This is a genomic window from Serratia sp. 4542 (assembly GCF_016805595.1).
GTDB lineage: Bacteria > Pseudomonadota > Gammaproteobacteria > Enterobacterales > Enterobacteriaceae > Serratia > Serratia nevei.
Genome location: NZ_RXKV01000004.1, coordinates 245,509 through 257,529, shown reverse-complemented (window position 1 = coordinate 257,529; position 12,021 = coordinate 245,509). Strand labels below are relative to the sequence as shown.

The 12,021-nt window shown below is 56.9% G+C and carries 13 protein-coding genes and 1 other annotated feature; all 13 genes read right to left on the bottom strand.

Features of this window, described 5'->3' with window-relative positions:
• Positions 1 to 340 precede the first annotated feature (340 nt).
• The 13 genes from btuD to EKL15_RS05150 all read right to left on the bottom strand — a co-directional run bounded on the left by btuD (position 341) and on the right by EKL15_RS05150 (position 11,978).
• A complete protein-coding gene (gene btuD, locus EKL15_RS05210) occupies positions 341 to 1,096 on the bottom strand; it encodes a vitamin B12 ABC transporter ATP-binding protein BtuD (RefSeq protein WP_100396327.1) in 756 nt (251 codons plus the stop codon).
• A 5-nt stretch (positions 1,097 to 1,101) separates the two neighbouring features.
• Positions 1,102 to 1,653: a glutathione peroxidase gene (locus EKL15_RS05205; RefSeq protein WP_100396326.1), complete on the bottom strand. Its 552-nt coding sequence runs from the start codon at positions 1,651 to 1,653 to the stop codon at positions 1,102 to 1,104.
• Positions 1,654 to 1,698: 45 nt separating this feature from the next.
• Complete coding sequence (btuC, locus tag EKL15_RS05200; protein WP_060419220.1) at positions 1,699 to 2,706, bottom strand: vitamin B12 ABC transporter permease BtuC; 1,008 nt, start codon at positions 2,704 to 2,706, stop codon at positions 1,699 to 1,701.
• 179 nt (positions 2,707 to 2,885) lie between these two features.
• Positions 2,886 to 3,296 (bottom strand): DUF2502 domain-containing protein, encoded by a 411-nt coding sequence (locus EKL15_RS05195; protein WP_038871079.1) that lies wholly within the window; start codon positions 3,294 to 3,296, stop codon positions 2,886 to 2,888.
• A 553-nt stretch (positions 3,297 to 3,849) separates the two neighbouring features.
• The gene (ihfA, locus tag EKL15_RS05190; RefSeq protein ID WP_004931414.1) at positions 3,850 to 4,146 is read right to left on the bottom strand and encodes an integration host factor subunit alpha; all 297 of its coding nucleotides are present in this window, start codon (positions 4,144 to 4,146) and stop codon (positions 3,850 to 3,852) included.
• A 4-nt stretch (positions 4,147 to 4,150) separates the two neighbouring features.
• On the bottom strand, positions 4,151 to 6,538 hold the full coding sequence (pheT, locus tag EKL15_RS05185) for a phenylalanine--tRNA ligase subunit beta (protein WP_060440073.1): 2,388 nt from the start codon (positions 6,536 to 6,538) through the stop codon (positions 4,151 to 4,153).
• Between the two features lie 14 nt (positions 6,539 to 6,552).
• A complete protein-coding gene (gene pheS / locus EKL15_RS05180; protein ID WP_004931416.1) occupies positions 6,553 to 7,536 on the bottom strand; it encodes a phenylalanine--tRNA ligase subunit alpha in 984 nt (327 codons plus the stop codon).
• A 187-nt stretch (positions 7,537 to 7,723) separates the two neighbouring features.
• Positions 7,724 to 7,846, bottom strand: a sequence feature (Phe leader region).
• Positions 7,798 to 7,842 carry a pheST operon leader peptide PheM gene (pheM, locus tag EKL15_RS05175; RefSeq protein WP_121626058.1) on the bottom strand — a complete coding sequence of 15 codons (45 nt, stop codon included), beginning with the start codon at positions 7,840 to 7,842 and terminating at the stop codon, positions 7,798 to 7,800. Its footprint overlaps the feature before it by 45 nt.
• 113 nt (positions 7,847 to 7,959) lie before the next feature.
• Positions 7,960 to 8,316, bottom strand: a complete 357-nt coding sequence (rplT, locus tag EKL15_RS05170; protein ID WP_004931417.1) for a 50S ribosomal protein L20 — start codon at positions 8,314 to 8,316, stop codon at positions 7,960 to 7,962.
• A gap of 43 nt (positions 8,317 to 8,359) precedes the next feature.
• Positions 8,360 to 8,557: a 50S ribosomal protein L35 gene (gene rpmI / locus EKL15_RS05165; RefSeq protein ID WP_004931418.1), complete on the bottom strand. Its 198-nt coding sequence runs from the start codon at positions 8,555 to 8,557 to the stop codon at positions 8,360 to 8,362.
• Between the two features lie 98 nt (positions 8,558 to 8,655).
• Positions 8,656 to 9,207, bottom strand: coding sequence for a translation initiation factor IF-3 (infC, locus tag EKL15_RS05160; RefSeq protein ID WP_048233542.1), 552 nt, complete (start codon positions 9,205 to 9,207; stop codon positions 8,656 to 8,658).
• 3 nt (positions 9,208 to 9,210) lie between these two features.
• Positions 9,211 to 11,139, bottom strand: coding sequence for a threonine--tRNA ligase (thrS, locus tag EKL15_RS05155; RefSeq protein ID WP_025159696.1), 1,929 nt, complete (start codon positions 11,137 to 11,139; stop codon positions 9,211 to 9,213).
• A 215-nt stretch (positions 11,140 to 11,354) separates the two neighbouring features.
• On the bottom strand, positions 11,355 to 11,978 hold the full coding sequence (locus EKL15_RS05150; RefSeq protein WP_203089022.1) for a hypothetical protein: 624 nt from the start codon (positions 11,976 to 11,978) through the stop codon (positions 11,355 to 11,357).
• Positions 11,979 to 12,021 lie beyond the last annotated feature (43 nt).

Below are 12,021 nucleotides of genomic sequence, written 5' to 3'. Positions count from 1 at the left end.
ATATTAAACGCCAGAGAAGAATCATTTCCGTGGATTAACTGCCAATGTAAGGCCGCAAGCTTAACTAAACCTTAAGACGAGACTTGTCATCAGTGGGTCAACTGATTGGTGGGTGCCGCCATCATCTATTTAAAATTATTATTAAAATCAATTTCTTATATTTATTAATAATTATTTACGTATTTTATTTTTGCCGAATCAAGCGTAGCACGTCATCGACGTTTTTCAAGAAAATCGATAAGAAAGTGAGAGGCAGCCCAATATTAACCGATGATTACCCGGCTATTTATATTCACTACGTTTAGTTTTCGTTTACGTTGCGCCCCGCCGTCGCCGCGACTCAAGCCGTGCGGGTCATGATCCAACGCTGGTCCCCCACCCATTGCAGGTGGAAGTCCACTTCATAGATCTGCGACAGCAGCGCGGGTGCCATCACCTCACGCGTGGCCCCCTGTGCCACCAGCCGCCCGGCGTGCAGCAACCAAACCCGATCGGCCTGCTGTAAGGTATGATTCAGATCGTGCGCGCACACCAGCGCGCTGCGCCCGCTCTGGCAAAATTCCCGCAGCAGGCGATCCAGCGCGACTTTCTGAGCCACGTCCAGGCTGTTGGTCGGCTCATCCAGCAACAACAGCCGACTGTGCGGATTGACGCTGGGCCACACCTGCAGCAACACCGCCGCCAGCCGCACCCGCTGCCATTCGCCACCGGAGAGCTGCGTCAGCATGCGTGACAGCTTATCCACCAGCTTCAGCCGCTGGCACAAATAGAGAATGGCGTGTTCCACATCGGTTTGCGCCGCTGCCGCTGGCCGGTGCAAGGCCAAATACTGGAACACCGGCATCAGCGACACCGGCGGCTGTTGCTGGCTGAGATAGCCGCGCCGGCATGCCAGCGCGTTACCCGGATAATCGGCCAGCGCGCGCCCGTCCAGGCGAACCTCGCCCAGCCCCTGCAGCATGCCGGCCACCCGCGCCAGCAAGGTGCTCTTCCCAGCGCCGTTTGGGCCGATCAGATGAACCTGCAACCCGCCTTCAATCTGTGCCGAAAAAGGCGCCAGGCGCCCCGCCACCCCAACCTCGACGAGTTGCAGCATCCGTCTTATCCTGCCAGCGCTTGTTTTACCGCCGCCACCAGCGCCGGATCTTCCGGCGTGGTGTCAGGCGAGAAGCGTTGGATCACCGTGCCGTCGCGCGCGATGAGGAATTTCTCGAAGTTCCACAGAATATCGCCGGCGTGCTTCGGCGCACGCCCTTTGCTGGTCATTCGCGCCAGGAACTCGCTGCCCTGCGGTGCGACAGCATCCGGCTGCGCGGCAATCAGCGCCTGGTACAGCGGATGCCGATGTTCGCCGTTCACCTCAATCTTGGCGAACATCGGGAATTGCACGCCGAAGGTGCCGCGGCAAAACGCCAGGATCTCTTCGTTGCTGCCCGGCTCCTGGCCCAGGAATTCATTGGACGGGAACCCCAAAACTTCCAGCCCCCGATCGCGATAGGTTTCGTACAGCGCCTCCAGCCCTTCATATTGCTTGGTCAGGCCGCACTCCGAGGCCACGTTGACCACCAGCAGCACCTTACCCTGATAGGCGCCCAGCGTGGTCGCCTGATTTTCGATGGTGTGTAACGGCAGGTTGTAGATTGGCTTGCTCATCGGTTGTCATCCTTTGGTTTTTTAATGGCAGGTGAATGAAGAAAACTACCTTACGCCCTTTGTTCGGGTCAGTAACCAGATAAATAGCGGCGCCCCCAGCGTGGCGGTCACCACGCCGATCGGCAGCTCGGCCGCCAGCAGCGCAACGCGGGCGATCACATCGGCCACCAGCAACACCCCGGCTCCCGCCAGCGCGCAGGCCGGCAGCAGATAGCGCTGGTCGGTCAGGCCGGTGAGCCGCAAAATATGCGGGATCACCAACCCAACAAAGCCAATCACTCCGGCGAGCGCCACGCTGACGCCGACCAGCCAGCCGATCGCCAGCACCAGCAAATTACGCCACAGATGCAGCGACAGCCCAAGTTGCCGCGCCTGCACCTCGCCCAGCGCCATCAGGTTGAGCGCTCTGCCCTGGCCGCACAGCCACAAAAGCACCGGCAGCAGCGCCAGCACCAGCCACTTTTGCCGCCAATCGACGCCGCCGAAACCGCCCATCATCCAATACATCAGCTGCCGCAGATCGAGGCTGGTGCTGAAATAGACCGCCCAGGTCATCAGCGCGCTGCACACAATGCCCAGCGCCACGCCAACCAGCAACAGCCGTGCATTGGTCAGGCGCCGGCGCCGAGCGAAGCCCAGCAGCAAAAAGGTCATCGCCAGCGCACCGGCTATCGCGGCGGCGCTCATCAGCGCCACCGGCAACAAACCGTGCCCTAACAGCACCGTCAACACCAGCGCGACGCCGGCGCCGTTAGCCACCCCCAGCAGACCGGGCTCCGCCAGCGGGTTTTCAAACAGCGCCTGCATCACCGCGCCCGCCACCGCCAGGGCGGCGCCGACCAGCATCACCGCCAGCGCGCGCGGTAAACGCAGTTGCCAAACGAACAGCTGCGCCCGATCGCTGAACCACGCTGACGGCCATATCCATTGGTCACCGGCGCAGAGGCTGAACAGCAACGCCACCGCCACGCCCAGCGCCAGCAGAGTGACCTGGCGCTTATCGCGGTAGCGCTGATGTTGCAACAGTAAGGTGAAAGTACGGCTGGTTGGCATGGCGCGGCGGTTCCCTGCCGGCCGCTGTCGTGGCCGGATAATTGACGTCTGAGTCGAATATTAGGGGGTTAACGCCGCAAGGGGAAGCCTTGCGTAGGCGATGGCGCAGGAAAGCAGCGGCTGGCCCTGCCCGTCATCACCATGATGATGGCAAAACCAGCCGCCGATAAACTCAGGGATTAACGATGCGGGCCGGCGTTGCCCGGTGGATAAGGCTGACCGCGGCCGTCATCGCGCCGGTCATGGTCACCCCGATCGTCATGACGGCGGTCGCGATTATCGCGATCGCCATGGAACGGATTGCCGCTGCGCTCCGGCTCGCGATGCTCATAACCACGCGGCGGCGAAGGTTGCCAGCGTCCGCCGTCCCAGTACAAACCGCGCGCATTGCGCTCACCCAGACCGCGGCCCTGGTGCGCATGCCACCACTGCGGTGGACGCCAGTCGTAGCCATCCCAGTAGTAGCCGCGACGGTCCTGATCCCCCAGATGCAGGGAAACGCCCGGCACGTTGATATCGACGGACACATCGGCCTGCGCCGCCAGCGGCAGCAACAGCGGGAAACACACCAGCAACAGGATCTTTTTCATTTTACCTTCTCACTCTATTTTTCTTGCTGCAGTGGTTATATCAGCGTGCTTATTTAACGACTATCTCATCGATGCCTATTTTCAGATCGTTTTCGACGGCCTTACACAATCCCTACACTGTTTGCCGCCGCCTTTAATTATCATAACCACTGACAAGGTTTAACGAATAACTGACGTCTCTCAGACCGCAAGACAATTATAATTAAATGGATTCCCACCGGAGGATAATAAGATGATTAAACGTATCGGTATGTTGCTGGCCGTTGTGGCCCTGGCCTCAAGCCTCAGCGCCTGCTGCTGGGGCCCGCACTGGGGCGGAGGCCACCGCGGCGACGGCCCAGGCCATTATTATGGCCGTTATTGAAATGACAAATAAGGCCACCCATCAAATGAAATAAGATATAAGAATATTCCGCAAATAAGATTAAATAAATTTTCGCCGTAGTGCTTTAATGAATAAATTTAATTCTTACATTGCCCATTAGGAATAAACTGAATTTTCCCAAAAAAAAGAAAAAGGCCGCGCAAGCGGCCTTTTTTGATGTCACGTCACTCACCCTTTCGGGCTAGCGTTTTCTACCCGGCTTTTCAGCTTCTGCCCCGGACGGAAGGTCACCACGCGGCGCGCCGTAATCGGAATGTCTTCGCCGGTCTTCGGGTTACGCCCCGGACGTTGGTTCTTGTCACGCAGATCAAAGTTGCCAAAACCCGACAGTTTTACCTGTTCGCCATTCTCAAGGGCCCGACGGACCTCTTCAAAGAACAGTTCCACCAGGTCTTTGGCGTCCCGTTTGCTAAGCCCAAGCTTCTCAAACAGGTGTTCTGACATTTCAGCTTTAGTAAGCGCCATAGGTTCAATCCCTCAAGGATGCTTGGAATCGCTGTTTTAGAGCCTCTACGCATTTTGCAACGGTAGCGGCTATCTCCTCTTCTTCCAGTGTACGAGCGGTATCCTGCAATACCAGACTGATAGCCAGGCTCTTGTCACCTTCTGCCACGCCCTTGCCACGGTACACGTCAAACAAGTTTACGCCAACTACCTGATTTGCGCCAACTTTCTTACACTCGGCCAAAATATCTTCTGCGGGGACGTTTTCAGCCACCACAACGGCGATATCACGGCGGTTTGCCGGGAAGCGCGAAATCTCCCGCGCCTGAGGCACGGCGCGGCTCGCAAGCTTGTTCCACTCCAGTTCAAACACCACGGTGCGGCCGTTAAGATCCAGTTTACGTTCAAGTTCCGGGTGAACCACACCAATGAAACCTACGCGTTCGCCGTGCAAATAAATCGCCGCACTTTGCCCTGGATGCAGGGCCGGATTGGCTTCCGCCCGGAACTGAATTTCGGATAATTTACCGGTCAGCTCGAGGACAGACTCCAGATCCCCTTTTAAATCATAGAAGTCGACGGGCTTGCGCGCCAGATCCCAATGCTCATCGTGCGTATGGCCAGCGATCACGCCTGCCAGCATGACATCCTGACGGATACCCAGATCTGCCGCACTATCAGGCACAAAGCGCAGGCCGCTTTCGAACAGGCGCAGGCGCGTCTGCTGGCGGTTCTGGTTATACACCACCGCAGACAGCAGGCCGGTCCACAGCGACAGACGCATCGCCGACATCTCGACCGAAATCGGGCTCGGCAGGATCAGCGCTTCTTCATTCGGATGCAGCAATGCCTGCACTTTCGGATCGACGAAGCTGTAGGTGATCGCTTCCTGGTAGCCGTGATCGACCAGCATGGTCTTCACGCGCTTGAGCGTCAGATCGGCTTCGCGATGCTGGGTCATCACCAGATCGGCACGAACCGGCACATCCGGGATGTTGTCGTAGCCGTAAATGCGCGCCACTTCTTCCACCAGGTCCTCTTCGATCTCCATATCGAAACGCCAGCTCGGCGCGACCGCTTGCCAGCTGTCGCCCTGTTCGGTTACCTGGCAACCCAGGCGGCGCAGAATGTCGCTAACCTGCTCGCTCGGCACCACGTGGCCGATCAGGCGATCCAGCTTCTCGCGGCGCAGCGTGATGGTAGCGCGCTTCGGCAGTTCGTTTTCATTGGTCACGTCGATAACCGGGCCGGCCTGACCGCCGCAGATGTCGAGCAGCAGGCGCGTGGCGCGCTCCATCGCTTTGTACTGCAGCGCCGGATCGACGCCGCGCTCATAGCGGTGAGAAGCATCGGTGTGCAGGCCGTGACGGCGTGCGCGACCGGTGATCGACAGCGGGCTGAAGAAGGCGCACTCCAGCAGCACGTCCTGAGTTTCCCCGTTGACGCCGGAATGCTCGCCGCCGAAGATACCACCCATCGCCAGCGCTTTTTGATGATCGGCGATCACTAAGGTGTCGGCGTTCAGTTTGGCTTCGTTGCCGTCCAGCAGTGTCAAGGTTTCCCCTTCTTCCGCCATGCGCACCACGATGCCGCCGTCGATGCGGCTCAGATCGAAGGCGTGCATCGGTTGGCCAAGCTCCAGCAGCACATAGTTGGTGACGTCAACCACGGCATCGATAGAACGGATACCGCAGCGACGCAGTTTTTCACGCATCCACAGCGGGGTTGGCGCCTTGACGTCGATGCCTTTCACTACGCGGCCCAGATAGCGTGGGCACGCCTGCGCCGCGTCAACGCGGATCGGCAGCGTGGCGTCGATGGTGGCGGCTACCGGGCTCATGTCCGGCTCGGTCAGCGCAACCTGGTTCAGTACGCCCACGTCGCGCGCAACGCCGATGATGCCCAAGCAGTCGGCGCGGTTCGGCGTGACGCTGATCTCGATGGTGTTGTCGTTCAGTTTCAGATAGTCGCGGATGTCGGTGCCGATCGGCGCATCCAGCGGCAGCTCAATGATACCGTCATGATCGTCGGAAATGCCCAGCTCGGAGAACGAGCACAGCATGCCTTCCGAAGGTTCGCCGCGCAGCTTGGCGGCCTTGATTTTGAAATCGCCCGGCAGCACCGCGCCCACGGTGGCGACCGCCACTTTCAGGCCGGTACGGCAGTTTGGCGCGCCGCAGACGATGTCGAGCAGGCGATCGCCGCCTACGTTAACCTTGGTGACGCGCAGTTTGTCGGCGTTCGGGTGCTGGCCGCACTCGACCACCTCGCCCACGACGACGCCGTTAAACGCGCCGGCAACCGGATCCACGCCGTCCACTTCCAGGCCGGCCATGGTGATTTGATCGGATAATGCTTCGCTGCTGATGGCCGGGTTTACCCACTCGCGCAACCAGAGTTCACTGAATTTCATGTGATATTCCCGCCTTACTTAAACTGTTTGAGGAAACGCAGATCGTTTTCGAAGAATGCGCGCAGGTCGGTGACGCCGTAACGCAGCATCGTCAGGCGCTCCATGCCCATGCCGAAGGCGAAGCCGGAGTAAACTTCCGGATCGATGCCCACGTTGCGCAGCACGTTCGGATGCACCATGCCGCAGCCCAGCACTTCCAGCCACTTGCCGTTCTTGCCCATCACGTCCACTTCAGCGGACGGCTCGGTGAACGGGAAGTAGGACGGACGGAAACGAACCTGCAGGTCTTCTTCAAAGAAGTTGTTCAGGAAATCGTGCAGCGTGCCCTTCAGGTTGGTGAAGCTGATGTCTTTATCGACGATCAGCCCTTCCATCTGGTGGAACATCGGGGTGTGCGTCTGATCGTAGTCGTTACGATAAACGCGGCCCGGCGCAATGATGCGGATCGGCGGCTGCTGGTTCTTCATGGTGCGGATCTGCACGCCTGAAGTCTGGGTGCGCAGCAGGCGCGTGGCGTCGAACCAGAAGGTGTCGTGGTCGGCGCGCGCCGGGTGATGCCCTGGAATGTTCAGCGCGTCGAAGTTATGGTAATCGTCTTCAATTTCCGGGCCGGTGGCAACGGAGAAGCCCAGCTCGCCGAAGAAGGTTTCGATACGGTCGATGGTGCGGGTCACCGGATGCAGGCCACCGTTCTCCATGCGACGGCCCGGCAAGGACACGTCGATGGTTTCTGCCGCCAGGCGCGCGTTCAGCGCGGCGCTTTCCAGTGCGTTCTTACGCGCGTTCAGCGCGTCTTGCACCTCTTGCTTGGCCTGGTTGATCACCGCGCCGGCCGCCGGACGGTCTTCCGCCGGTACGTCGCGCAGAGACTGCATCTGCAAGGTGAAATGACCTTTCTTGCCAAAATATTCGACGCGTACCAAATCTAACGCGGCAACATCCTGGGCATCTTCTACGGCTGCCTTGGCATTGGCAACCAGCTCTGCGAGATGTGGCATTGCTTTCCTCTTCCTCTGGCCGGGATGGCCCTAAGTAATTGTTATCTATTATTCGAACACGCCTTTGAGCAATCTTCAAAGACTTTTCAATACGTTGCCGGCCAGGCGACTCACCAGCGAGGCACAAGGCTCGCTCAACGCCTGCCGCTCTCACCGCAACGCTTTGCAAGGCGGGACGATGGCCAAAAACAAAAAAGCCTCCACGAGGGAGGCTTAGGCGCTACTTTTCGTTTCTTTTCTTACGCGCAAAGCCTCCTGAAATCAGGCGCTAAAGTAAAAAAAGAAACGAAAAATAGCTGCGTGCATGATTGCGGTACCTTGTCGATGATTGCCCACCAGTGATATAGCGGCGGCCAATAAAAGTCAATATTTGTCGCTGAAAACAAAGATTAAAAGAGGGAGCAAGCTCCCTCTTCTACTGACTTACGCCAGAGCTGCTTTCGCTTTCTCAACCAGTGCGCCGAAGGCCACTTTGTCGAAGACTGCGATGTCAGCCAGGATCTTACGGTCAATTTCGATCGACGCTTTTTTCAAGCCGTTGATGAACTTGCTGTAAGACAGACCGTTCTGACGAGCAGCTGCGTTGATACGTGCAATCCACAGCTGACGGAACTGACGCTTACGTTGACGACGGTCACGGTAAGCATACTGGCCTGCTTTGATTACTGCCTGGAAGGCAACACGATATACGCGCGAACGGGCACCGTAGTAACCTTTCGCCTGCTTCATAATTTTCTTGTGACGTGCGCGTGCAATTACACCACGTTTTACGCGAGCCATATGCTCTCTCCTAAAGTCTTATTCTAAATTCAAAAAAAATGGCTTATGCGTACGGCAGGCACGCGGTAACCAGGACCAGATCGTTTTTAGACACCATGCCTTTCGGACGCAGGTGACGTTTACGCTTGGTTGCTTTTTTGGTCAGAATATGACGCAGGTTGGCATGTTTACGCTTAAAACCACCGCTGCCGGTTTTTTTGAAGCGCTTGGCTGCACCACGTACAGTTTTAATCTTTGGCATTTTAATTAAATCCACTTCGCATTGTTAAACAACGAATCAGTTGGGCGAATAAAACCCACACAGCGCAAGCGCCGCGCGGGTTCCATTACTTGTAAGCCTTACTGTTTCTTCTTAGGAGCGAGCACCATAATCATCTGGCGGCCTTCGATCTTCGTAGGGAAGGATTCGACCACTGCCAGATCCATATCTTCACACAGGTCTTTACGGACGCGGTTAAGCACTTCCATACCGATCTGCTGGTGCGCCATCTCACGCCCACGGAAACGCAGGGTGATTTTGGCTTTATCGCCATCTTCCAGAAAGCGAATCAGGTTGCGTAGTTTGACCTGATAGTCGCCATCATCGGTGCCAGGACGGAATTTGATTTCCTTAACCTGGATAACTTTTTGCTTCTTCTTCTGTTCTTTCGTCGACTTGCTCTTCTCGTAGAGGAATTTGCCGTAATCCATGATTCGGCAAACTGGCGGTTCGGCATTTGGGCTGATTTCTACTAAATCAACGCCCGCTTCCTCAGCTTTTTCAAGAGCTTCATTCAGACTGACAATACCAATCTGCTCGCCATCGACGCCGGTTAGGCGAACTTCTTGCGCGCGAATTTCTCTGTTAATGCGATTAGGACGCGCCGGTTGAACTCGTTTTCCGCCTTTAATACTTTATTCCTCCAGTTGATGAAGACTACGGCTGCGAATCTCTTTCAGCAGCTTGTCTACGACTTCGTTTACGTCCAGGCTTCCCAAGTCTTTGCCACGGCGGGTACGAACGGCAACTTTGCCTGCTTCGACCTCTTTGTCGCCGCACACCAACATGTAAGGGACTCGACGTAAAGTATGTTCGCGAATTTTAAAGCCAATCTTCTCATTTCTCAAGTCCGCTTTCACGCGAATACCTGCATCCTGCAGTTTTTTGGTTAATTGCTGGACGTAATCAGACTGGCTGTCGGTGATATTCATCACCACCACCTGCACCGGGGCGATCCAGGTCGGGTAGAACCCGGCGTATTCTTCGGTCAGGATACCGATGAAGCGTTCCATGGAGCCCAAAATGGCGCGGTGAATCATTACCGGCACGACGCGATCGTTGTTTTCGCCAACGTACGAGGCGCCCAAACGGCCCGGCAAGAAGAAATCGAGCTGCACGGTACCACATTGCCATGCGCGATCCAAACAATCATGCAGGGTAAATTCAATTTTCGGTCCGTAGAAGGCACCCTCACCCGGCTGATATTCAAACGGAATGCCGTTCTCGGTCAGCGCGGCGGCCAGGTCTTCTTCCGCACGGGTCCACATGTCGTCGGTGCCGATGCGTTTTTCCGGACGCGTAGACAGCTTGACGGCGATCTTGTCGAAGCCGAAAGTGCCGTACACGTCATAGACCATGCGAATGCATTCGTTCACTTCGGCACGCACCTGCTCTTCGGTACAGAAGATGTGTGCGTCATCCTGAGTGAAGCCACGCACGCGCATCAGGCCGTGCAGGGAGCCCGATGGCTCGTTGCGGTGGCAGCTGCCGAACTCGCCCATGCGCAGCGGCAAATCGCGGTACGACTTCAGGCCCTGGTTGAAGATCTGCACGTGACCCGGGCAGTTCATCGGCTTGATGCAGTATTCGCGGTTTTCCGACGCGGTGGTGAACATGGCGTCTTTGTAGTTTTCCCAGTGGCCGGTTTTTTCCCACAGCACGCGGTCCATCATGAACGGACCTTTCACTTCCTGGTACTGATACTCTTTGAGCTTCATGCGCACGAAGGCTTCCAGCTCGCGGAAAATCGTCCAACCGTCGTTGTGCCAGAACACCATGCCCGGCGCTTCTTCCTGCATGTGATACAGGTCGAGCTGTTTGCCGATCTTGCGGTGATCGCGCTTGGCCGCTTCTTCCAGGCGCTGCAGGTAGGCGTTCAGCTGCTTCTTGTCTGCCCAGGCGGTGCCGTAGATACGCTGCAGCATTTTGTTTTTGCTGTCGCCGCGCCAGTAAGCGCCGGAGGTTTTCTGCAGCTTGAAATGGTGACAGAAACGCATGTTTGGCACGTGCGGACCGCGGCACATGTCGACGTATTCTTCGTGGTGATACAGGCCAGGACGATCGTCATGGCTGATGTTCTCATCCAGGATCGCCACTTTGTAGATTTCGCCGCGCTCAGCGAAGGTGTCGCGGGCTTCTTGCCAGCTGACCTTCTTCTTGATGACGTCGTAATCCTTATCGGCCAACTCGTGCATCCGCTTTTCCAGCAGATCCAGGTCTTCCTGCGTCAGGGTGCGGTCGATATCCACGTCATAATAGAAACCGTTGTCGATCACCGGACCGATCGCCATTTTGGTATCCGGCCACAGCTGCTTGATCGCATGACCCAGCAGGTGCGCGCAGGAGTGGCGCATGATTTCCAGACCGTCTTCATCTTTGATGGTGATGATGGCCAGCTGCGCATCTGATTCGATCAGATCGCCGGCATCAACCAGCTCGCCGTTGACTCGGCCGGCGATACAGGCTTTCGCCAGGCCAGGGCCGATATCGCGCGCGACATCCATCGGGGAAACGGGGTGGTCGAAATGACGCTGACTACCGTCAGGAAGAGTAATAACAGGCATTAATAATTCCTTATCTACAGTGGTGACCCACACGACAGATCACATGCAGTACGAAAATTGGGTTTTGGGTTTGGTCAGCCAGGTTTCAGATCTCGCCCACAATTGCCAGATTGAAACCTCACTGGGTATACAGAATGGAACGCATACCTTCTCAGCCGCATTCGGCTAAGCGAATAGTATCACTAAAATTGTTCCGGATAAATAAAGCGCCGCCCTCACGCTTTCGCGTCATCCGGCGCAAAAACGGTTTTCATGTAGCTCAGGGTGGCCAGCAGGCACAGGCCGTAGCCCAGCAGTTCGCAGCCCTCTTCCACCATGTTTTTCACTACCCGGTTATAGCCGTCCAACATCAGCGTTTGCCACAGCGCGCTCATGCCGAACAGGCGGGAAAACACCAGAATGCACAGCAGGCCCGCGCACATCATGCCGTAGCCGGGATGCGTTACGAAATCGGCCAGGCCGCGCACCGTCGCCGCGATGTGCCTGGCGGCATGCCACAGGCAAACCAAGGCGATCGCCAGCGCGAACCACACCCACGCGCCGTGCCACAGCGCATCGAAGGCGAAGTCCATCTCGCGGATCAACATGCAGAGAAAGAAGCCGCCGACCAGCATCCAGGCGGAGCGGCGTTCAGCCTGTCGCCAGGCCGCGGCGAAAAAACCACCGGCGATGGCGAACAGCAACAGTTCCTGCGCCACTTCGGTCAGCGAGGTTTCATGCACGAAATTATGCAGCCAGTGTACGTCGATAAACACCAGGCCGACCAAGGCCGCTAAAAAAGCGCCGTAGAATAGAAAGGCAACGGCCTTCCCCAGCAAAATATTCAGCTCTTGTTTCATAATCACACTCATTATTATTTACAGCGCATCTATGTTATCCACC

What these genes read in the sequence shown, in the direction of transcription:
- btuC (WP_060419220.1), bottom strand. Translation starts at nt 2,706, where the DNA reads ATGCCAACCAGCCGTACTTTCACCTTACTGTTGCAACATCAGCGCTAC.
- pheT (WP_060440073.1), bottom strand. Translation starts at nt 6,538, where the DNA reads ATGAAATTCAGTGAACTCTGGTTGCGCGAGTGGGTAAACCCGGCCATC.
- thrS (WP_025159696.1), bottom strand. Translation starts at nt 11,139, where the DNA reads ATGCCTGTTATTACTCTTCCTGACGGTAGTCAGCGTCATTTCGACCAC.
- EKL15_RS05150 (WP_203089022.1), bottom strand. Translation starts at nt 11,978, where the DNA reads ATGAAACAAGAGCTGAATATTTTGCTGGGGAAGGCCGTTGCCTTTCTA.
- rplT (WP_004931417.1), bottom strand. Translation starts at nt 8,316, where the DNA reads ATGGCTCGCGTAAAACGTGGTGTAATTGCACGCGCACGTCACAAGAAA.
- pheS (WP_004931416.1), bottom strand. Translation starts at nt 7,536, where the DNA reads ATGCCACATCTCGCAGAGCTGGTTGCCAATGCCAAGGCAGCCGTAGAA.
- EKL15_RS05195 (WP_038871079.1), bottom strand. Translation starts at nt 3,296, where the DNA reads ATGAAAAAGATCCTGTTGCTGGTGTGTTTCCCGCTGTTGCTGCCGCTG.
- btuD (WP_100396327.1), bottom strand. Translation starts at nt 1,096, where the DNA reads ATGCTGCAACTCGTCGAGGTTGGGGTGGCGGGGCGCCTGGCGCCTTTT.
- rpmI (WP_004931418.1), bottom strand. Translation starts at nt 8,557, where the DNA reads ATGCCAAAGATTAAAACTGTACGTGGTGCAGCCAAGCGCTTCAAAAAA.
- ihfA (WP_004931414.1), bottom strand. Translation starts at nt 4,146, where the DNA reads ATGGCGCTTACTAAAGCTGAAATGTCAGAACACCTGTTTGAGAAGCTT.
- EKL15_RS05205 (WP_100396326.1), bottom strand. Translation starts at nt 1,653, where the DNA reads ATGAGCAAGCCAATCTACAACCTGCCGTTACACACCATCGAAAATCAG.